The 21,989-nt window shown below is 73.9% G+C and carries 14 protein-coding genes; 9 read left to right on the top strand and 5 right to left on the bottom strand.

Going from position 1 to position 21,989, the window contains the following annotated elements; genetic code table 11:
* The first annotated feature begins 41 nt into the window (after positions 1-41).
* From ACWD3O_RS15535 to ACWD3O_RS15515, 5 genes are all read left to right on the top strand, one after another.
* On the top strand, positions 42-1,730 hold the full coding sequence (locus ACWD3O_RS15535) for an extracellular solute-binding protein (protein WP_451408876.1): 1,689 nt from the start codon (positions 42-44) through the stop codon (positions 1,728-1,730).
* Positions 1,731-1,756: 26 nt separating this feature from the next.
* Positions 1,757-2,812, top strand: coding sequence for an ABC transporter permease (locus ACWD3O_RS15530; RefSeq protein WP_451416204.1), 1,056 nt, complete (start codon positions 1,757-1,759; stop codon positions 2,810-2,812).
* Positions 2,809-3,789, top strand: coding sequence for a carbohydrate ABC transporter permease (locus ACWD3O_RS15525; RefSeq protein ID WP_451408874.1), 981 nt, complete (start codon positions 2,809-2,811; stop codon positions 3,787-3,789). The genes ACWD3O_RS15530 and ACWD3O_RS15525 overlap by 4 nt, the downstream gene beginning before the upstream one ends.
* 240 nt (positions 3,790-4,029) lie before the next feature.
* Positions 4,030-6,015 (top strand): beta-galactosidase, encoded by a 1,986-nt coding sequence (locus ACWD3O_RS15520; RefSeq protein WP_451416294.1) that lies wholly within the window; start codon positions 4,030-4,032, stop codon positions 6,013-6,015.
* Positions 6,012-8,252: a glycosyl hydrolase family 95 catalytic domain-containing protein gene (locus ACWD3O_RS15515; protein ID WP_451416203.1), complete on the top strand. Its 2,241-nt coding sequence runs from the start codon at positions 6,012-6,014 to the stop codon at positions 8,250-8,252. Before ACWD3O_RS15520 ends, ACWD3O_RS15515 begins: the two co-directional genes overlap by 4 nt.
* A 114-nt stretch (positions 8,253-8,366) precedes the next feature.
* Here ACWD3O_RS15515 and ACWD3O_RS15510 read toward each other — a convergent pair whose 3' ends face one another.
* Positions 8,367-10,421 (bottom strand): glycoside hydrolase family 31 protein, encoded by a 2,055-nt coding sequence (locus ACWD3O_RS15510; protein WP_451416202.1) that lies wholly within the window; start codon positions 10,419-10,421, stop codon positions 8,367-8,369.
* Between the two features lie 98 nt (positions 10,422-10,519).
* Positions 10,520-11,674: a LacI family DNA-binding transcriptional regulator gene (locus tag ACWD3O_RS15505; protein WP_451408871.1), complete on the bottom strand. Its 1,155-nt coding sequence runs from the start codon at positions 11,672-11,674 to the stop codon at positions 10,520-10,522.
* Between the two features lie 599 nt (positions 11,675-12,273).
* On the opposite strand from ACWD3O_RS15505, the gene ACWD3O_RS15500 reads away from it, so the two are divergent.
* A complete protein-coding gene (locus ACWD3O_RS15500; RefSeq protein WP_451416293.1) occupies positions 12,274-14,934 on the top strand; it encodes a cellulose binding domain-containing protein in 2,661 nt (886 codons plus the stop codon).
* Between the two features lie 90 nt (positions 14,935-15,024).
* Here the strand turns inward: ACWD3O_RS15500 and ACWD3O_RS15495 are convergent, their stop codons facing one another.
* Positions 15,025-15,438, bottom strand: a complete 414-nt coding sequence (locus ACWD3O_RS15495; protein ID WP_356131637.1) for an organic hydroperoxide resistance protein — start codon at positions 15,436-15,438, stop codon at positions 15,025-15,027.
* A 111-nt stretch (positions 15,439-15,549) separates the two neighbouring features.
* Here ACWD3O_RS15495 and ACWD3O_RS15490 point away from each other — a divergent pair, with 111 nt between their 5' ends.
* Both ACWD3O_RS15490 and ACWD3O_RS15485 read left to right on the top strand, forming a co-directional pair.
* Positions 15,550-16,041 (top strand): MarR family winged helix-turn-helix transcriptional regulator, encoded by a 492-nt coding sequence (locus ACWD3O_RS15490; protein ID WP_451408870.1) that lies wholly within the window; start codon positions 15,550-15,552, stop codon positions 16,039-16,041.
* 402 nt (positions 16,042-16,443) lie between these two features.
* On the top strand, positions 16,444-17,367 hold the full coding sequence (locus ACWD3O_RS15485) for a glutathione S-transferase C-terminal domain-containing protein (RefSeq protein ID WP_451416201.1): 924 nt from the start codon (positions 16,444-16,446) through the stop codon (positions 17,365-17,367).
* Between the two features lie 31 nt (positions 17,368-17,398).
* On the opposite strand, the gene ACWD3O_RS15480 is transcribed toward ACWD3O_RS15485, so the two are convergent.
* Together ACWD3O_RS15480 and ACWD3O_RS15475 are read right to left on the bottom strand one after the other, a co-directional pair.
* Complete coding sequence (locus ACWD3O_RS15480) at positions 17,399-19,357, bottom strand: FAD/NAD(P)-binding protein (RefSeq protein WP_451416200.1); 1,959 nt, start codon at positions 19,355-19,357, stop codon at positions 17,399-17,401.
* On the bottom strand, positions 19,354-20,355 hold the full coding sequence (locus tag ACWD3O_RS15475) for an amino acid ABC transporter permease (RefSeq protein WP_451408866.1): 1,002 nt from the start codon (positions 20,353-20,355) through the stop codon (positions 19,354-19,356). The genes ACWD3O_RS15480 and ACWD3O_RS15475 overlap by 4 nt, the downstream gene beginning before the upstream one ends.
* 628 nt (positions 20,356-20,983) lie before the next feature.
* On the opposite strand from ACWD3O_RS15475, the gene ACWD3O_RS15470 reads away from it, so the two are divergent.
* Complete coding sequence (locus ACWD3O_RS15470; RefSeq protein WP_451416199.1) at positions 20,984-21,955, top strand: ABC transporter substrate-binding protein; 972 nt, start codon at positions 20,984-20,986, stop codon at positions 21,953-21,955.
* The last annotated feature ends 34 nt before the right edge of the window (positions 21,956-21,989 follow it).

The raw sequence follows: 21,989 nt of genomic DNA, 5'->3' as shown, positions 1-21,989 counted from the left end.
CCACCGCCGGGTGTCCTGGTGCGCCACGAAGGGTTGACGCAATGACGCCGCACGCCGCCCCCACGCCCGCCGGTCCCAGCCGGAGGAGCTTCCTCGCCTCCACCGCCGTCGTCACCGCGGCGGTGGCCGGAGGGGCACCGCTCCTCGCCGCCTGCGGCGGCGGGCGGCAGGAACGCAAGGAGGGCGCCACCTCCGGGAAGGACGCGCAGAAGCTCCTCCCCGCCTTCGTGGCCTCGAACGTCGTCACACCGGACCTGCCGGCGAAGAACGGATCGGCGGCCGGCTTCACCCGGGCGATCCCCTCGGCCGAACTGAAGACCTCGGTCGCCCGCAAGCTGGGCAGCGGCGGGAAACTGACCGTCATGTCGCCCTTCTGGGGCACCCCGCCCCCGGGCGACAACCCGTACTACCGGGCGATGGACGAGGCGGCCGGGGTGCGGGTCACCTGGCAGAACCAGGACGGCGTCACCTACGACCAGAAGCTGGGCGCGGTCCTCGCCTCCGACACCGTCCCCGACGTCGTGGTCGTCCCCGGCTGGAACCTGATGGGCCGCATACCCAGTGCCATCAACGCCAAGTTCGCCGACCTCGGCCCCTACCTCTCCGGCGACAAGGTGAGGGACTACCCGAACCTCGCCGCCGTGCCCACCGAGGCCTGGCAGCGCGGCATCTTCGGCGGCCGGCTCCGCGGCATCCCCATGCCCGCCCCGTACGTCACGGACATCGCGCCCCTCTACCGCAAGGACGTCTTCGACGCGGAGGGGTACGACATCCCCACCAGCCCCGACGCGTTCCTGTCCTGGGCCCGGGAGGCCACCGACGCCAGGTCCAAGCTCTGGGCCTGCGACGACATGAAGTGGAGCGCGTTCACCTTCTTCGGCGTCCTCCCCGGCAGCGACAAGGCGCTCTGGTGGAACCTGGACGGCGACCGGCTGGTCAACCGCGTCGAGACCGAGGAGTACCTCGAGGCCCTGGAGTGGACCCGCAAGCTCTACGCGGCCGAGGTGGTCCACCCGGACGCCGTGCAGGGCAAGGCCGGCGGCCAGCCCGGCGACCGCTTCACCGCGGGCGAGGTGCTGGTCTACAGCCAGAACATCTCCGACTGGTGGGGCAAGACCGCCGAACAGCGCACCCGCCGCGACGACTTCGAGATGGCCGCCTTCGACATCTTCGGGGCGGACGGCGGCGACCCCACCCTCTGGGCGGTCCAGCCCGCCAACATCTTCACCTTCGTCTCCGGCCAGGCCACCGAGCAGCAGATCAAGGACTTCCTCGCCCTGTGCAACTTCTGCGCCGCGCCCTACGGCACCGAGGAGTTCATGCTCACCGCCTACGGCGTGGAGGGCACCCACTGGGAGATGAAGGACGGCCAGCCGGTCAAGACCACCCGGGGTGTCAACGAGGTCAACGGCGCCTACGACTACACCGGCAACCCCGCCCCCTACATCGCCTATCCGGACCTGCCCGACATCACCCGGGCGATGGTCGAGTGGCAGCAGCGCATGGGCGCCTTCACCAGGAAGTCGTCCTTCTTCGGCCTCACCGTCACCGAGCCGGCCCGCTGGTCCAACCTGGCGGACGGCTTCGAACAGCTCGAGGACGACGTGGTCCGCGGCCGCAAGAAGATCAGCGACGTCCAGCAGGCGGTGTCCGACTGGCGGAGCAAGGGCGGCGACGGACTGCGCGACTGGTACCGCAAGCTGCTCGACGACAACGGCTCGGCCCGCTGACCGGACGCCGACGCGAGGAGAAGGCCGTGTCGCACAGCACCGTGCCGAGGAACACCGCGCAGGCGCGGACCCCCGAGGAGCCACGGCCGCCCACCGGCGGCCCGGGCCGCCGCGGCGGACGCCGCCGCGGCGGGAAGGACCGCGAGGACGGCGGGAGGCCGAACCGGCGGCTGCGCTGGCGGCGCGACCGCGCCCTGATCCTGATGACCGTGCCCGCCCTGCTGCTGGTCCTGGTCTTCAACTACATACCGATCCTCGGCAACGTGGTCGCCTTCCAGGAGTACGACCCGTACCTCAGCGAGAACGGCTTCGTCGCCGTCCTGGAGAGCCCGTGGATCGGCCTCGAGCAGTTCGAGCGGATCTTCGCGGACTCGGCCTTCTGGCACGCCGTGCGGAACACCTTCGTGCTGTTCCTCCTGCAGCTCGTGCTCTACTTCCCGATCCCCATCCTGCTCGCGCTGCTCATCAACAGCGTGGTCAGGCCCCGGGTGCGGGCCGTCGCCCAGGCGATCATGTACCTCCCGCACTTCTTCTCCTGGGTGCTCGTCGTCACCGTCTTCCTGCAGATCTTCGGCGGCGCGGGCATCATCGCGCAGACCCTCCGCCAGCACGGCTACGAGGGCTTCGACCTGATGACCGACCCGGAGGTCTTCAAGTACCTGGTGACGCTGCAGACCGTCTGGAAGGACGCCGGCTGGGGCATCATCGTCTTCCTCGCCGCCCTCTCCGCCGTGCCCCACGAGCTCTACGAGGCGGCCGCCATGGACGGCGCCGGACGCCTGCGGCGCCTGTGGCACGTCGCACTGCCCGCCCTGCGCCCGGTCATCGCCCTGCTGCTGGTGCTGCGCGTCGGGGACGCCCTCACCGTCGGCTTCGAACAACTGCTGCTGCAACGCCAGGCCGTGGGCGTCGAGGCGTCCGAGGTCCTCGACACCTACGTCTGGTGGAACGGCATCCGCAACCAGGACTTCGGCTACGCCGCCGCGGCGGGCCTGATCAAGGGGGTGGTCGGCCTGGCCCTGGTGCTGACAGCCAACAAGGTGGCCCACCTCATGGGCGAGCAGGGGGTGTACCGGAAATGACCGCCGTCCGCGACACGACACCCGGCCGGGGGCCCGCGGGGACGCGCCCCGATCGAGGACCCGCCGGGAAGCGCCCCGGCCGGTGGGCCGCTCCGCCCCGTCCCGCCTGGGAGGAGAAGCCGACCCGGGCCGGGCAGGCGGGCAAGGGCCTGGTGCTCGGCCTGGCCTGCCTGGCGATCCTCTTCCCGCTGTGGATCGTCGTGGTCACCAGCCTCCAGACGAAGGAGACCATCGACGCGGCGGGCGGCCTGGTGGTGATCCCCGAGAGCCTCACCTTCGTCGCCTACCAGGAACTGCTGGGCGGCGGCCAGGTCCAGCGCGCCACCCTCGTCAGCGTGGGCGTCACCGTGGTCGGCACCCTGTTCAGCATGACGGTGTCCGTGCTGTGCGCCTACGGACTCTCGCGCAGCGGCTCCCTCGGCCACCGCTGGATCCTGATGACCCTGCTGGCCACCATGTTCTTCGGCGCCGGCCTGATCCCGACCTACCTGCTGGTCCAGGCGCTGGGTCTGACCGACACCTACCTGGCGCTCATCCTGCCCAGCGCGGTCAGCGTCTTCAACATCCTGGTGCTGCGGGCGTTCTTCATGAACATCTCGGCGGAACTCGTCGACAGCGCACGGATCGACGGGGCGGGGGAGTGGCGCATCCTGTTCCGCATCGTGATCCCGCTCTCCCGCGCGGTGATCGCCGTCATCGCCCTGTTCTACGCGGTGGGGTACTGGAGCGCCTGGTTCAACGCGTCGATCTACCTGACCGACCAGGAGATGATGCCGCTGCAGAACGTGATGATCCAGCTCGTGCAGAAGGAGGAACGGCCGGTCGGTCTGTCCGCCCAGATCAACACCGGGGAGCTGTCCCCGCTGGCCATCCAGATGGCCGTGATGGTTCTGGCGCTGCTGCCGGTCGCGGTGCTCTCCCCCCTGGTCCAGAAGCACTTCAAGAAGGGGATGCTCACGGGCGCGGTCAAGGGCTGAGACGCCGCACCGGGCCTTCCCGGCCCTTGCCGCCGGCCCCCTCCACCCGGCCTTCCCGGACCCTCCGCCGGCCCTTCCCGGCCCCTTCCACCGGCCCTTCCCCGCCCTTTCCACCGGACCCCTCCACCGGCCCATGCGGCCGGCCCCTTCTCCGGCTCTTCCTCCGGCCCCTGCCGCGGGCTCCTTCTCCGGCCCGTCCGCCCGCCCCCGCCGCTCCCCGACAAGGAGGTCCCCGTGGACGTGTCCCCCTCCGCCCGGCCCACCCCGGCCGACGTCACCCGCGGCCGTCTGCTCTTCGGCGGCGACTACAACCCCGAACAGTGGCCCGAGGAGACCTGGCACGAGGACGTGCGCCTCATGCGGGAGGCCGGGGTCAACTCCGTCACCGTCGGCGTCTTCTCCTGGTCCCGGCTCGAACCACGCCCGGGTGAACGGGACTTCGGCTGGCTGGACCGGGTGATGGACCTGCTGCACGGGGCCGGCGTCGGCGTCGTCCTGGCCACCCCCACGGCCTCGCCCCCGCCCTGGCTCGGCCGGCTCCACCCGGACACCCTGCCCCGCGACGAGGACGGGCACCCGGAACGGTGGGGCGGACGCCAGCACTTCTCCCACTCCAGCGCCACCTACCGCCGCCACGCCGCCGCCATCACCGAGGCCCTGGCCGCGCGCTACGCCGGCCACCCCGCCCTGACTCTGTGGCACATCAACAACGAGTACTGCACCTACGACTGGGGCGACGAGGCCGCCGCCCGCTTCCGCACCTGGCTCCGCCACCGCCACGGCACCCTGGACGCCCTCAACGAGGCCTGGGGGACCGCCTTCTGGAGCCAGGGCTACGGCGACTGGGCCGAGGTGCTGCCGCCGCGCCGCACCCACTACCTGAAGAACCCCGCCCAGGTCCTCGACTTCCGCCGCTTCACCTCCGACATGCTCCTGGAGTGCTTCACCGCCGAACGCGACATCGTCCGCCGCCACACCCCGCACGTGCCGGTCACCACCAACGTCATGCCGCTGTGGGAGGGCGTGGACGCCTGGCGCTGGGCGCGGGAGCAGGACGTCGTCTCCGTCGACCTCTACCCCGACCCCCGCGACCCGCTCGGCGCCCAGTACGGCGCGCTGGTGCAGGACATGACCCGCTCGCAGGCGGGCGGCGGGCCGTGGATGCTGATGGAACAGGCCGCCGGGGCGGTCGCCTGGCGCGGCGTCAACCACCCCAAACCCCGCGGCCTCAACCGCCTGTGGTCCCTGCAGGCCGTGGCCCGCGGAGCCGACGCCGTCTGCTACTTCCAGTGGCGCCAGTCCCGGCAGGGTGCCGAGAAGTTCCACTCCGGCATGGTCGGCCACGCGGGCGAGCACGGCCGCACCCACCAGGAGGTCCGGGGGATCGGCGCGGACCTGGCCCGCATCGCCCCGCACGTCGTCCCCGGCCGCGTCACCGCCGAGGTCGCCGTGCTGCACGACTGGCACTCCTGGTGGGCCGGCGAGCACGAGGGCCGGCTCTCCCGCGAGGTGACCCTGCCCGACGTGCTGCGCGCCTGGCACCGCGCCCTGTGGGAGGCGCACCTCACCACCGACTTCGCCCACCCGGAGCACGACCTGACCCGGTACCGGATGATCGTCGTCCCGCAGCTCTACCTGCTCACCGACGCGGCCGTCGACAACCTCCTCGCCCAGGTCCGCCGCGGCGCCACCCTGGTCTGCGGCTTCCTCACCGGCGTCGCCGACGAGGACGACCGGGTCCGCCCCGGCGGCATGGACGCCCGGCTGCGCGAGCTGTTCGGGATCCGCACCCTGCACGAGTGGTGGCCGCTGGAGGCGGGGGAGACGATCCCCTGCGAGGGCTTCCGCGGCACCCTGTGGTCGGAGGAACTCGAGGGCGACGGCACCGCCGACGCGACCGTGCCCTACCGCGGCGGCGAACTCGACGGCCTGCCCGCGGTGCTCCGCAAGGGCACCGCCTGGTACGTGTCGACTCTCCCCGAACCCGCCGCCCTGCGCGACCTGCTGACCCGGACCGCCGCCGGGGCCGGTGTCCGCCCGGTCCTCGACGGACTGCCGGAGCGGGTGGAGGCGGTGCGCCGGGGCGAGGTGCTCTTCCTGCTCAACCACGGAACGGAACCCGTCACCGTGGAGGTGCCCGGAACCCACCGCGACCTGCTGACCGGGACCACCCTCACCGACCGGGTCACCCTCGCACGGCACGGCGTCGCGGTGCTGCGGCCATGAGCGCCGGGCCCGTCCACGGCGCCACCGGTCCTGTCCACGGCACCTGGGAACCGCGCCCCGCCGCCCGCTGGGAGGACGCCTTCCTGGCCGGCAACGGCCACCACGGCGCACTGGTCCACGGCGACCCCCACGACGAACGGGTGATCGTCACCCACCACGCGCTGGTCCGGCCGGACCCCGACGGCCAGGACGCCCGGGACCGCCTGCCGCCCCGCCTGGCCCACCTCCTCCCCGCCGTCCAGGACCGCCTGCTCGCCGGCGACCTCCACGCCGCCGACGACCTCACCGACGGCCGCCCGCTGCGCTGGATCCGACCCTTCCACCCGGCCTTCCAGGTGCGGCTGCGCCGACCGGACGGCCCTCACCACGGCTACCGACGGGCCGTCGACTTCACCACCGGGGAGGTGCGCGTGGACTGCGGCGGCCGCACCGACCGCCTGTTCGTCTCCCGCGCCGACGACGCCGTCGTCCAGCACCTCACCGCCCCCGGACCCGCCCTCGAGATCTTCCTGGACCACCGCCTGTCCGGAGCCCCCGCCGCGGCGGACGTGCGCCACCACCGCGCCCTCACCCCCGAGGGGGCCCTGCTCGGCCTGCGGGTGCGGTACCCGGGCAGCGCACGGGCCTACACCGGCGTCACCCTGGTCGCCGCGGCCGGCGGAAGCGTGACGGCCACCCCCGAGGGGGTCCTGGTGCAGGACGCGCGGGAGGTGCTGCTGCTCACCCGGGTGCGGCGGCACACCGGGGAGGCGGACGTCCCGGCCGAGGGACGGTCCCTGCGCGCCCTGACCGCCCTGACCGCCGGGCATGCCGACCCGTACGCGGCCCTGCTGGCCCGCCACCTGACCCTGCACCGCACCGCCTACCGCCGGGTCTCCCTCGACCTCGCCGCCGATCCCGCCGAACGCGCCCTGTGCGGCAGCGCGTTGCTGCGCCGACCGGACAGCCCCGCCCTGGCCGAGCGGCTGTTCGCCGCCGGCCGCCACCACCTCCTCTCCTCCAGCGGCCTCAACCCGCCCCGGCTGACCGGACTGTGGACCGGCGAGTGGGACACGGCCTGGTCCGGCGGCTTCACCACCGACGCCAACCTCAACCTCCAGACCGCCTCCGCCACCGCGGCGGACCTGCCCGAGGTCACCGAGGCGCTGGCCTCGCTCGTCCACCGCCAGCTCCCCGACTGGCGGGACAACGCCCGCGCCGTCTTCGGCACCCGGGGGGTCGTCGCCCCGGCGCACACCGACGGCGAGTCCGGGCACGCCTACCACTTCGACCGCGACTACCCGCTCCACCTGTGGACGGCCGGCGCCGACTGGCTGGTCAAGTCCCTCGTCGACCACGACGAGGCCCGCGGCGCACACGACCCGCGGACCACCGCCGTCCTCGCCGAGATCGCCTTCTTCTACGAGGACTTCCTCACCCGCACCGACGAACGCGGCCGGTGGGCCGTGGTCCCCTCCTACTCGCCCGAGAACCGGCCCGAGGGCGGCGGCCCGGGCGCCGTCAACGCCGCCATGGACCTCTCCGCCGCCCGCCACGCCCTGCTGACGGCCGCGGACCGGCACCCGGAGCACGCGGCCCGCTGGCGCGCCGTCGCCGCCCGGCTGCCGCCGCACCGGACCAACGCCGACGGCGCCCTCGCCGAATGGGCCCGGCCCGGCCTGCGGGACGCCTACGACCACCGGCACCTGAGTCACCTCTACGGCGTCTGGCCCCTCGACGAGATCGACCCCCACGACACCCCCGCGGCGGCCCGCGCCGCCCACCGCGCCCTCACCCTGCGCGGCGCGGAGAACGACTCCGCCCACGGCCACCTGCACCAGGCGCTGATCGCGGCCCGCCTGGGGGACGGCCGGCGGGTGGCCGCGGCGCTCGCCCGGGTGCTGCACGGGGACCATTTCCACGCCTCGCTGATGAGCTCGCACTACCCGGGCCGCGACGTCTACAACGCCGACGCCGCCCACGCCCTGCCCGCCGTGCTGATCGAGGCGCTGGTGCGGTCCACCCCCGACCGGCTGGTCCTGCTGCCCGCCCCGGTCCCCGCGTACCCCGCCGGCGCCCTGCGCGGCGTGCGCACCCGTTTCGGCGCGACCCTCGACCTGACCTGGTCCCCCCAGGGCGGCACGGCCGTCCTGCGACCCTCCCGCACCCACCGCGTCACCCTGAGCACCCCGTCCGGCACCACCGTCCTCGACCTCGCCGCCGACCAGGACCGGGTCGTCACCCTGGCCGCACCCTGACCCGCGTACCGCCACGACACGCGGCCGCCCCAGGACTGCCGAAGGCCCGCCCCTCGCCCGGCGAAAGGGGGCCGTCGTGCGCGGCGGGGAGCCCTGTGGAGCGCCGGTGCCCGCCTACGGCTCGCGGACCGGGAGGCTCGCCCCGTCCCGCAGGAACAGCGGCAGGCGGTCCAGCGGCGCCTCGACCGTCACGGACGTGCCGCCCGGGTACACCTCACCCGTCCACGCGTCCGTCCAGAGCGCGCCCGCGGGAAGGTACGCCTCACGCTCGGTGGCTCCCGCCTCCAGGACCGGCGCCACCAGGAGGTCCCGGCCGAAGAGGTACGCGTCGTCCACCGACCACGCGGCCTCGTCGCCGGGGAACTCCAGGAACAGCGGCCGCATCACCGGCAGCCCCTCCTCGTGCGCCTCCCGCATGACCCGCAGGACGTAGGGCTTCAGCCGCTCGCGCAGGCGCAGGTACCGCGCCAGGATCACACCGGCCTCCTCCCCGTAGGACCAGACCTCGTTCGGCCCGCCGGTCATGTCCGGCCCCAGCGGCATGCCCGGGTCGCGGAAGCCGTGCAGCCGCATCAGCGGGGACAGCGCGCCGAACTGGAACCACCGGATCATCACCTCGCGGTAGGCGGGATCGTCCGGGTCGCCGCCGTGGAAGCCGCCGATGTCGGTGTTCCACCAGGGGATCCCGGAGAGCGCGGTGTTGAGGCCCGCGGCGATCTGACGCCGCAGGGTGGCGAAGTCGGTGCCGATGTCGCCAGACCACAGCGCGGCCCCGTACCGCTGACTGCCCGCCCAGGCCGAGCGGTTGAGGGTGATCACCTCGTCCACGCCGGAGGCCGTCAGCCCCTCGTGGAAGGCCCGGGAGTTCTCCGCCGGGTAGAGGTTCCCGACCTCCAGGCCCGGACCCGCCCAGTAGCGCAGGTTCTCCGGGAAGCCCGGCTTCAGTTCCGGCTCGCAGGCGTCCAGCCAGAACGCCGTGATCCCGTACGGATTCAGGTAGTTCTCCTTGATCCGGGACCACACGAACTCCCGCGCCTCCGGATGCGTGGCGTCGTAGAAGGCGACCTGGACCGGGGTGGCGACCTCCTTGTCCGGCCAGTCGGCGTGGGCCATCGGCCCGTACTGGGTGCCGATGAACAGGCCGCGCTGCTCCATCACCGGATGGTTCTCGCTCAGCGGCGACACCGACGGCCACACCGACACGACCAGCTTGACGCCGAGTTCGTCCAGTTCGCGGACCATGGCAGCCGGGTCCGGCCACTCCTTGGGGTCGAACCGCCACTCGCCCAGGTGCGTCCAGTGGAAGAAGTCGCAGACGATCGCGTCCAGCGGCAGGCCCCGCCGCTTGTACTCCCGTGCCACGGACAGGAGTTCGTCCTGGTCGCGGTAGCGCAGCTTGCTCTGCCAGAACCCGGCCGCCCACGCGGGCAGCATCGGGGTGCGGCCGGTCGCCGCGCTGTACCGGCGCTGGGCGTCGGCCGGCTCGCCCGCGGTGATCCAGTAGTCGATCTGCCGGGCCGAGTCCGCCACCCACCGGGTCCCGTTGTGGGCGAGCTCGACCCGTCCGACGGCCGGGTTGTTCCAGAGCAGGGTGTACCCGCGGCTGGAGGTGAGCACCGGGACGCCGACCTCGGCGTTGCGCTGCACCAGGTCGACGACCAGGCCCTTCTGGTCCAGCCGGCCGTGCTGGTGCTGGCCCAGACCGTACAGCCGCTCGTCGTCGTAGGCGGCGAACCGCTGCTCCAGCCGGTGGTGGCCGTTGCCCACGGCGGTGTACAGCCTCGGGCCGGGCCACCAGAAGTGCGCGCGTTCCTCGGCGAGCAGTTCCGCCCCGTCGCCGGTGCGCAGGAACCGGACCATGCCCTCGGCGTCGACCTCCGCCGTCAGCGCGCCCACGGTGAGGCTGCCGCGGCCGTCCCGCACACGGACGGCGCCCTCGGCGGGCGGGGCCTCGGGCAGCAGGGCCCCGGGCAGATCCGGCAGCACCGGCCCGCCCAGCCGGGCACGCACCCGGACGGCGTCGGGGCCCCAGGGCTCGATGCGGACGGTCTCCTGGCGGCCGCTCCACTCGAGCGCGCCGTCCCGCTCGCGCAGCGTGCCGACGGTGGGGGAGGACTGGGCCAGGCTGACCTTGGGCTGTGTCAGCTGTGTCTCGGCGTGCTGGGTCACGAGGCGTGCTCCTGGAGGAGTGGAGACATGGACGTGGCGCCCTGCGGGCGGACGAGCGGAAGCCGGAGGCGGAAGAGGACAGACGGAGGGAGGCGGCGCTACGGATGGGTGTGGGCCGGGCCGGAACTCGCCCGGACGGTCAACTCCGGCGCGAGGAGCACGACCTCGTCCTCGGCCCGCCCCCGGAGCTTGGCGACCAGGTGCTCCACCGCACGCCGGCCCATCTCCTGCGCCGGGATGGCGACGGAGGTCAGCCGGACCGAGCCCTGGACGGCCACCTGTTCGGGGCAGATCGCCACCACCGAGACGTCCTCCGGCACGGCCCGCCCCCGCTGCCGCAGCAGGGCCAGCAACGGCTCGACCGCCGACTCGTTCTGCACGACGAACCCGGTGGTGTCCGGACGTTCGTCGAGGATGCGGGCCAGGGTCACGGCCGTCGAGTCGTACCCTCCCGCGCACGGCCGGTGCAGGAGCCGCAGGCCCAACTCCCTCGCCCGTCCGCGGAGTCCGTCGAGGGTGCGCTCGGCGAAGCCGGTGTGCCGCTCGTAGACCGCCGGCGCCTCGCCGATGACCGCCACCTCACGGTGCCCCAGCGTGGCCAGATGCTCCACGCACAGCGCGCCGGTGGCCCGGAAGTCCAGGTCGACGCAGGTCAGGCCCGCGGTGTCGGCGGGCAGCCCGATCAGCACCGCCGGCTGCACCATCGCCGGGTCGGGCGCACCGGGGGAGGCGGCGCCCGGAAGCGCCGCGGCCGACGGGGCCACGCCCGACGATGCCGCGCCCGCCGTTTCCGCGCCCGCCGAGCCCGCGCCCGACGGGGTCGCGCCCGCCGAGCCCGCGCCCCCACCGCGGAGCAACGGCAGCCGCTCGTCGTCGAGTTCGACGTCCATCAGGATCATGCCGTCGGCGAGACCGCTGCTGGTGACACGGCGCACCGCGTCGGGGCCCTCCTCGCCGGTGAGCAGCAGGACGTCGTACCCGTGGGCGCGGGCCGTGGTGGCCACCGCGATCGCGATCTCCATCATCACCGGTACGTACATGTCGGTGCGCAGCGGCACCATCAACGCGATGATGTTCGACCTGCTGCTGGCCAGGGCGCGCGCGCCGGCGTTGGGGTGGTAGCCCAGCTCGCGGATGCTGCGCTCGACCCGCTGCCGCGTCCCCTCGGAGATGGACCGCTTGCCGCTGAGGACGTAACTCACCGTGCTCGCCGAGACTCCGGCGTGCTGGGCGACCTCGGCGAGGGTGACCATCCAGCTCTCCCAGCATTGTGAAGCGCTTCGACCCGGCGCGTGGCAGGTCCGCGAGATGTGCGGGTGGTCAGACAGTAGCCCCAGCGACGGTGGGTGTCCAGAGTCAGTCGAAGCGCTTCGACGATCGACCCCACGCCCCGGTCGGACGCCGTGACCTGCGGGTGCCGCCGTCGAACGTCTTCGACGGTGCGGACGTCTTGACTCCGTGTCGGACGGCCCTCGACAGTGGGAGCGCTCCCAGTCGCACGGCGTCGTCCGGCGCGGGCCCCCGCCCGTGCCTCCCGTGCCCGTGCCGGGAGGCACCACCCGTACGCCGGGCCGGGCGGGCGACCTCCGCCGCGTGCCCGGCGGGTTCCGCCCCGCACTCCCCATCCATCTGCCCCGGCCCTCCCGCGGGCGGCGGCACCGCCATGGCCAGGAACGAGCCGCCGCGGTGTCCGCCGCGGGCTCCCGCCGCGGGGGCGGCCGGCGCGTCGAGGAAGGAACGACCAGTGCACGAGTCCCCTCCCGCCACGGGCGGAGCGCTGCCCCCGAGCGCGCTGCCCCCGGGCGCCTCCCGGGCCGGCCGCCCACGGCCGGCCCACCGCACCGCGCGAAGACTGGGCGGCGTCCTCGCCGCCGCCGCGGGCCTGCTGTGCGCCCTGGTGCCGGCCGCCGCCGCCCGGACCGACGCCACCGTCGGCCCCGGCGCCGCGCCCCGGGCGGCCGCCACCACGGCCGACTGGAAGAACGTCCGCATCGACGGCGGCGGCTTCGTCCCCGGCATCGTCTTCAACCGGTCCGAGCCGGACCTCGCCTACGCGCGCACCGACATCGGCGGCGCCTACCGCTGGGTGGAGTCGACCAAGAGCTGGAAGCCGCTGCTGGACCACGTCGGCTGGGACGACTGGGGCCACACGGGCGTGATCGGCCTCGCCTCCGACAGCGTCGACCCGGACAAGGTCTACGCGGCGGTCGGCACCTACACCAACGACTGGGACCCCGGGAAGGGCGCCGTGCTGCGCTCCTCCGACCGGGGCGAGACCTGGGCCAAGGCCGACCTGCCGTTCAAGCTGGGCGGCAACATGCCCGGCCGCGGCATGGGGGAGCGGCTGGCCGTCGACCCGCACCGCAACAGCGTGCTCTACCTCGGCGCGCCCAGCGGCAACGGCCTGTGGCGCTCCACGGACAGCGGCGCGACCTGGTCGAAGGTCACCTCGTTCCCCAACCCGGGCACCTACGTCGCCGATCCGGGCGACACCAGCGGCTACAACAGCGACATCCAGGGCATCTCCTGGGTCACCTTCGACGAGACCACGGGCAGCCCGGGATCCGCCACCCGGACCATCTACGTCGGCGTCGCCGACAAGGAGAACAACGTCTACCGGTCGACCGACGCCGGCGCCACCTGGTCACGGGTGGCCGGCCAGCCGACCGGGCTGCTCGCGCACAAGGGCGTCCTGGACGCGGAGAACGGCTACCTCTACCTCCCGTACAGCGACACCGGCGGCCCGTACGACGGCTCCACCGGACAGGTCTGGCGCTACGACACCGGCAGCGGCGCGTGGACCGACATCAGCCCGGTGCCCGCCGCCGAAACGCACTTCGGCTACAGCGGGCTCAGCGTCGACCGGCAGAACCCCGGCACGGTGATGGTGACCGGCTACAGCTCCTGGTGGCCGGACACCCAGATCTTCCGCACCACCGACAGCGGGGAGACCTGGACCAGGGCCTGGGAGTACAGCTCCTACCCGAACCGCGCCAACCGCTACACCATGGACATCTCCTCGGTGCCCTGGCTCGACTGGGGCGCCCACCCGACACCGCCGGAAGAGACCCCGAAGCTCGGCTGGATGACGGAGGCGCTGGAGATCGACCCGTTCGACCCGGACCGGATGATGTACGGCACCGGCGCGACGATCTACGGCACCGAGAACCTCACCGACTGGGACAGCGGCGGCAAGCCCGTCATCGAGCCGATGGTGAAGGGCCTGGAGGAGACCGCGGTGCTCGACCTGATCGCCCCGCCCTCCGGCGCGACCCTCATCAGCGGCCTGGGTGACATCGGCGGCTTCCGCCACACCGACCTGTCCGCGGTCCCGGCGACGATGTTCCAGTCGCCCAACTTCACCTCCACCACCAGCCTGGACTACGCCGAGACGAACCCGAACACCGTGGTCCGGGTGGGCCACGTGGAGAGCGGCGCCCACGTCGCCTTCTCCTCCGACAACGGCGCCAACTGGTGGGCCGGCGCGGACCCGTCGGGGGTGACCGGCGGCGGCACCGTCGCCGTGGCTGCGGACGGCGGCCGTTACGTGTGGAGCCCCGAGGGCGCGGGCGTGCACACCGGCTCCGGCTCCTCCTGGACGGCGTCCACCGGCATCCCCGCGGGGGCGCTCGTCGAGTCGGACCGGGTGGACCCGAAGAAGTTCTACGGCTTCAAGGGCGGCGCCTTCTACGTCAGCACCGACGGCGGCGCCACCTTCACCAAGCGCGCCTCGACCGGGCTGCCGGCCGAGGGCGACGTCCGCTTCAAGGCGGTACCCGGCCGCGGCGGCGACATCTGGCTGGCCGGCGGCAAGGAGGGCGGGACGTACGGGCTGTGGCACTCCACCGACTCCGGCGCCACCTTCACCAAGGTGGGCGGCGTCCAGGAGGCCGACACCGTCGGCTTCGGCAAGGCCGCCCCCGGCGCGGCCTACCCGGCCCTCTACAGCAGTGCCCGGATCGACGGGGTCCGCGGGATCTTCCGCTCCACCGACGCGGGCGCCACCTGGGTCCGGATCAACGACGACGACCACCAGTGGGGCTGGACGGGCTCCACCATCACCGGCGACCCGCGCACCTACGGACGGGTCTACGTCTCCACCAACGGCCGGGGCATCGTCTACGCGGACACGGCCGCGATCCCCGCGCCCACGGACCCCACCGACCCGCCGGACCCGACCGACCCGCCGGACCCGGCGGGCGACTGCGCGGTGGACTACCGCGTCACGAACCAGTGGCAGGGCGGCTTCCAGGCCGAGGTCCGGCTCACCAACACCGGTGGGACCGCCTGGAAGGGCTGGAAGCTCGGCTGGTCCTTCCCCGACGGGCAGCGCGTCACCCAGCTGTGGAACGGCTCCCACACCCAGAGCGGCGACCGGGTCACCGTCACCGCCTCGTCCTGGAACGGCCAGGTGGAGCCCGGCCGTTCGGTGACCGTCGGCCTCACCGGCACCTGGACCGGGAGCAACGGCGCGCCGGACGACTTCACCCGGGACGGGGCCGCCTGCGGCTGACCGCCCGGCGCGGCCCCTCCGGCCGCACGGACGCCGATGCCCCGCCCGGGAACGTCTGGGCGGGGCATCGGCGCGCGGGGAGGCCGCGGCTCACTCGATGACGAGCTCGACCGGGATGTTGCCGCGGGTCGCGTTGGAGTAGGGGCACACCTGGTGCGCCTGCTCCACCAGCGTGCGGCCCGTCTCCGCGTCCACGGACTCCGGGAGCTCGATCCGCAGGGTCACCGCCAGGGCGAAGCCCGGGCCGTCCTTGCCGATCGACACCTCGCCGGTCACCGCGGCGTCGGAGACGTCCACCTTGGCCTGCCGGCCCACCGCGCCGAGTGCGCTGGCGAAGCAGGCCGCGTAACCGGCGGCGAAGAGCTGCTCCGGGTTGGTGCCCTCGCCGTTGCCGCCGAGCTCGCGCGGCGGCGCGAGCTGGACGTCCAGCTTTCCGTCGGACGCCACGGCGCGGCCCTCGCGGCCGTGGGTGGCGGTGGCTACGGCGGTGTACAGCGCGTCCATTGCGAAACCCCTCTTCGTCCAGGCGGCGGGACCGGGCGGTGCCGCCGCCATCAAGTGAAGCACGCAATTAAATTGTGCGCAATCAAAATGTGGGCGGGCTACCCTGGCCCCATGGACACCCCGCACGCCGGCGGCCCCGCCGACCGGGAGAGCGAGCCCGGCCTCGACGACGCCCTGCTCCTCGACAGCCAGATCTGCTTCTCCCTGAATGCCGCCTCCCGCGCGTTCACCGCCGTCTACCGCGTCGTCCTCAAGGACCTCGGGCTCACCTATCCGCAGTACCTGGTCATGCTCGTGCTCTGGGAGGAGGGCGCCACACCCGTCAAGAGCCTGGGCGAGCGCCTGCGGCTGGACTCCGGCACCCTCTCGCCCCTCCTGAAGCGCCTCGAGGCGGCCGGTCTCGTCCACCGGCGGCGCTCCGCCGCCGACGAGCGCTCCGTGCACATCCACCTCACCCCCGAGGGCGCCGCCCTGCGCGACCGTGCCCGCCAGGTCCCCCACCGCATCGCCGCCGCGACCGGCTTCGACCGCGAGGAGGCGCGGACCCTGCGCACGCTGCTCGCCAAGCTCACGGGCGCCCTCGACGAGGCCGCCCTCCGCTAGCGCGGCCCCCGGCTTCCCAGCCGGTGAGACGGTCGGTCGCCCGGGTGCCAGGTGTCTTGACGCGCTCCGCGCAGGGGCAGACACTCCCTGCAAGGAACCTGGTGAACCGGTGGGGAGTCATGGGCCGTTGCGTGCCGGACCGAGGGAGCGACACCGTCCGTGTCGCCGTCCGGCCGCTGCCCCTGCTGACCTCCCGCCGCCACATCGATCTGATGCGTGTGTGCAGCGCGGCGGGACGCCCGCGCCACGGCGTCACCGCCCCCGGCCACGCCTGACCCGCCGTACCGGACCATGTCCCGGGCCGCGTCGCACCGCCGCGCGCCCCGGACACCCGCGGACGCCGTCGCACGCCCGCGCACGGCGCCGCCCCGCGCACCCCAGACCGAGTCTCCAGGGAGACGTATGTCCTCCGCGTTCCCGCTCCCCGCCACGTCCCGTTTCCGCGGCAGGATCGGCCGCGACGCCCGCAGCGGCTACTACGCCGCGGCCCGCCGCTACCGGCTCCACCTCGCCCTCTCGTGTCCGGACGGCCTGCGGATCGCCGTCACGCACAGCCTGCTCGGCCTCGGCGACACCCTTCCCGTGACCCTGCTGCCCGCCGTGCCCGACGCGCCCGGCGGCGGACACCGGGCACTGCGCCCGCTGTACGAGGCCAGCTCGCACGCCTACGCCGGTCCGGCCGTCGCGCCCGTGCTCAGCGACAACTGGACCGGGCGGATCGTCAGCACCCACGCCCCCGACATCCTGCGCGACCTGGTCGCGCGGTTCGGCGGACACGGCCCCGACCTGCGGCCGCACGGCGTGGAGGAGGAGCTGGAGGACGTGCGCCGGCTCTGCGCGGAGGACATCGGCGAGGCCGCGCAACGCGCCGGGCAGGCCGACGCGGGCACCGGCAGCGGCACAGGCACCAGCACCGGCACCGGCACGGACGCCGCGGTGAGGCGTGACGCCGCGTCGGCCACCCTGCTGCGCACCCTCGACGTCCTCGAACGGCGCCTCGCCTTCCGCAAGTTCATGGTCGGCGGGCACATCACCCTGGCCGACGTCGACCTGTGGGTGGCCCTGGTGCAGCTCGACACCGTGCACCGCCACCACCTCGACGCCGTCGCGGTGCACCGGATCGCCGACCACCCCCGGTTGTGGGCCTACGCGCGCCGGCTGACCGCGCACCCGGCCTTCGGCGTCCACCTCGACCTGGACGGCATCGCCCGCAGGCACCACGCCCACTGCCGGGGCGAGGAGGCCGCGGGCGCGGCCGTGCGGATCGTGGACTGGGAGGCGCACACCGGCCGGCGGCGGCCCGAGGCGGACCGGCTCACCGGCTGACCGCCCGGCGCGCGCGTGGTCCAGGGGCCGCTCAGCGCGACCGCTGGACCACGGCAGGGGCGGGGTCCGCGGCCAGTGCGCGCAGCAGGGTCCGGGCCGTCGCGTCGTTGTACCGGAAGGCGGGGGCGTCGGTGAGCGGTCGGGCGAAGGCGGCGACGGCGCGCTGGTTGGTCGGCGCCCCGAGCGCCAACCGGCGGGGGTGCGGGCGCCCGCCCAGCCGCGGATCGACCAGGCGGCCGTCCGCGGGCGAGACGCTGAGCAGCCCGGAACGGTGCGTGTGGGTGCGGTCGGTGAGGACCTCCTCGGCGACCGCCCCGCGGACGTCGAGGTCCCTGAGCAGCGGGTCGGTGGTGCGCCGCAGCGAGGGAGCGGGCAGGCGGGCCTCGACCAGACCGGTGGCCCGCACGGTGTGCCCCGGCACCGTGGGACTGGTCGCGGTGAAGACGCCGGCCTCCTCGTCGGTGCCGATCAGCGGCTCCGCGCCCAGGAACCGGACCACCCCGGCCCGGGACAGCGCGAGCAGCTGCCGCAGACGGAAGCCGGGCGGGCCGGAGGCGAGGGAGTTGAAGAAGCCGTGCCACCAGCCGTCCAGGTCACGCGCGACGGAGCGGGCCGTCAGGGCTCCCGTCTCCACCAGGCGGGGGAGCTGACCGTACACGGAGAGCAGCGCGAGGAAGGCGCCCAGGTCCGCGCTGTGCGCCGGGTCGGCCCGCCGGGCCACGTCGCGCCGGACGTGGTCGCGCAGGTGTTCCTGGAACGCCTCCGGGGAGGGGAAGGAGAGACCGGCCAGGGGGCGGTCCAGGGCCTCCAGATCGAGCCGGTCGGCCGGGTCGGGGACCGCGGCGGCGACCAGGGCCCGCAGGTCGGCGGAGTACCAGCCGAGTTCGTCGTAGGCGGCCTCGAAGTCCGCCCAGGCCACGGTGGTGCGGTCCGGGTGGGCGTGGAAGAGCTCGTGGTAGTGGCCGTAGCCGATCTCCTTCGCCATCAGGGGCCAGACGTCCCGCCGGAGGTCGAGCGGACCGGCCGCGGCCGACCGCGCCACCTGCGCCGGGCCGAAGTACCTCGGGAGCGGGGGCCTCGGTCCCCGCAGCCGGTAGTGCGTCTTGGAGTGGTACGGGACGCCGCGCCGGGACGCGACGTGCAGCACCGGTTCGCGGCCGGACGGCCGGTAGGCGAGGGTGCCGTCTGCCTCCCGGCGGTACGTGCCGCCACGGCCTTCGGTGAGCAGGGCCATCAGATCGACGAAGGCCAGCCCGAACCCGCGGACCAGGAGGTGCTGCCCGGGCCGCACCGCGGACAGGTCGACGTCCGCCGTGTAGGCGGGCGGAAGGTGGAACAGGCCGTGCCTGCGGGCGAACGCGGCGTGGGTCCGGTGCTCGGCGGGCGGCGCGGAGCCCAGGTGGCCCTGGGCGAGGACGACCAGGTCGGCGGTGAGCGGCAGGTCGCGGCCGGCCAGGTGGAGCCGCTGCGGGCCGTCGGCCGGGCCGGTGACGGAGGTCGCGGTGGTGGCGTGCCACTCGACCCGCACCCATGGCGGGAGTTCGGCCAGGACCCGCCGGAACACCCAGTCCAGGTAGGCGCTCTGGGCGCGGCGGGTGGGGAAGTCCGCGCCGCCGAGGGAGCGGAGCTCGGCGAGGACCTCCGGATCCGCGGGCTCGGCGTACGGCTCGTGGCGTGGACCGCGCCCGGAGAACTGGGCGGCCCACGCGGCGAGGGAGGGCCCCGGACGCACCGGCCCCTCCACGGTGGACGACTCGTCGGTGAACATGGTGACGTCCTCCGCCATGGAGTTCATCCGCAGCAGCGGGGACTGGTCGTGCCGCCAGACGCGCCCGGGCCCCGGCGGGTGCGGATCCACCAGGTGGACGTGGAGCGGACGCCGCTCGGGCCAGAGCTCGGCGAGGTTCGCCGCGATCCGCTCCAGCAGGCCGGTGGCGCGCGGCCCCGCCCCGACGACGGCCAGCACGGCGGGACGTCCGTCCGCCGTCACCGCGCACCGCCGGAGCTCCGCACGACCGCACGCGACCGCCGTGCCAGGCGGCCCAGCCCGTCCCCGAGCCGCCGCACCGGGGTACGCGGCAGCGCGCGGGCCGACCCGCGCGCGTAATGGCGCTCGACGTAGAACTGGCCGACGCTCAGGACGCTGGTCACCGCGACGTACCAGAGGGTGGCCACCATCAGCAGCGGGATCACCTGGTAGGTCTGGTTGTAGACCAACTGCACCGAGAACAGCAGGTCGTGGACGGCCAGCACGCTCACGATGCTGGTGCCCTTGAGCGTGCCGATCAGCATGTTCCCCGCGGTGGGGACGATCGACCGCATCGCCTGCGGCACCACGATCCGGCGCAGCGTCCGCCACCGGCCCAGGCCCAGCGCCCTGGCGGCCTCGGTCTGGCCGTCGTCCACCGAGAGGATCCCGCCGCGGACCACCTCGGCGGCGTACGCGGCCTCGTGCAGGGTCAGGCCCACCACGGCGGTGAGCGTCGGCCCGAGCAGGTTCACCGTGTCCACGCTGACCAGCTGCGGGCCGAACGGCACGCCGAGACCGATCCGCGGGTACAGCGCGCCGATGTTGAACCAGAACAGCAGCTGCACCAGCAGCGGAGTGGACCGGAAGATCCACACGAAGCCCCAACTCAGCGTGGCGAGCACCGGGTTGGACGACAGCCGCATGACGGCGAGCGGAATGCCGAGCAGGAAGCCCAGCACCATGACCACGGCGGTCAGCCACAGGGTCAGCAGCAGTCCGTCCAGCACGGCCGCGGTGGTGAGGTACCGGCCGACCACGTCCCACCGGAACGCGTCGTTGCGCAGCACCGAGTTGACCACCATGGCCAGGACCAGCAGTCCGAGGGCGCCGGCCAGCAGGCGTCCGGGCCGCCTGCGCGGCACGATCTCGGGCAGCGCGTCCGCGGCGGCGGGGCCGGAGGCCGCCGGCAGGGCGGAGGGGGACGGCGGAAGGGAGGCGGTACCGGTCGGGGTGACCATCGGATCCTCCGGGAGGGAGTCACGGGGCGTAGGGGACCGTCCCGGGGCGCCGCTGTGCGCCCGGGGAGGTTCGTCGTCACGCCCGGCGTGTCCCTCAACACGGCCGGTCCCACCACCGTATGCCCGTGTGCGGGCCCGCTGTCAACAAGTCCGTTGTACGGACGCCCGGTTGACGAACGCTCCGGGCCGGTGCTCAATGGTCCGCATGAACTCCCGTCGGCAGCGCCTGGTGACGCGCGGCCACATCGACTTCGGTCGCGTGTGGTCCGCCTCGTGTCGCCCCTGCTGACCGGACTGTCGCAGGCCGTCCGGAACGGCCCGATCCCTCCCTCGGTGACCCCGTCGCGGGCCGAGATCTCCCTGTCGCATCCCTGACGCACGGCCGGCACTCCCGCCTGTCGCGCACCGCCGGCACCTGCCCGGACGGGGCCAACCGCCCGTCCGCCCGTTTCCGGCCCCCGTCGTCACGCGTCCCCGCCGGTCCCTCGGGACCGCTTCCCGCCGCACACCCTCGCAGGGGCACGTCCGCATGCCGTGTCCCCCGCACCGCCGGGCTGCCCTGCGGCATCCCTCCCATCCCCGCCTTGTCTCGTGCCCGTCCCACCGCGAACGGAAAGGTTCTGGACCTGTGACCCACCCACGTATCCGAGGCCGACTGCGACGTGCCGTGAGCGGAGTGATCCTGCTGTCCGTCCTCGGCCTGAGCGCGTGCGGGGGCGGGGGCGGCGGCACGGCCGCGGGGCCGGCCGGCGCCGCGGCGGCCGGCTCACCCGCCCCCACCGGCGACCCGCTGGCCGGCGTGCGCGAGGTGGAGGCCGTCTCCGCCCTGCTCCCCGCCGACGTGCGGGCCAGGGGAACACTGCGGATCGGAAGCTCCGTCGGAAGTCCGCCCGGCGCCTACTACCCGAACGGCCAGGGCGAGCCGCCGGCCGGCCAGGACATCGACATCGCCGAGGCCGTCGCCCGCGTGCTGGGCATCGAGCTCCAGCGTGAGGACGCCGCCTTCGAGACCATCCTGCCGGCCCTGTCCAGCGGCAAGTACGACGTCGGCACCGGCAACTTCGGGGTCACCGCGGAACGGCTGCGGACCGTCGACTTCGTCACCTACATCAACGACGGCCAGGGCTTCGCCGTCAAGAAGGACAGCACCCGGCTGACCGGCAAGGTCGAGGACCTGACCGAACTGTGCGGGCTGACCGTCGGCACCAACGCGGGCACCACCTTCGAGGCCACCCTGCACGAGAACAAGGGCGTGTGCGCCGAGGCCGGGCGCGAGCCGTACGAGGTCAAGGTGTACGCCGAGAGCGGGGCCGTGGTCACCGCGCTGCAGCAGGGCCGGATCGACGTCGTGATGTCGACCATCAACGGCCTGCGGTACCAGGCCGCGCAACCCGCCGCCGGCACCCGCTTCCTCGGCGAGTACCACCGCCTCGACGTGGGCTTCGCCTTCCGGAAGGGCTCCCCGCTCACCCCCGCCTTCCAGGCCGCGGTCGACGAACTGATCGAGAGCGGCGTCTACGCCCGGATCCTCGAGGAGTGGGGCACCACCGCGTCCGCCCTCGAGAAGTCACGCGTCAACCCGCCCGAGCAGCGGCCCTGACCCACGGCCCCCACCCACCGACCCCTCGGAGGAA

The organism is Streptomyces sp. NPDC002640 (assembly GCF_053592575.1).
The sequence above is the reverse complement of the archived record's forward strand: the minus strand, read 5'-3'. Positions and strand labels throughout refer to the sequence as shown.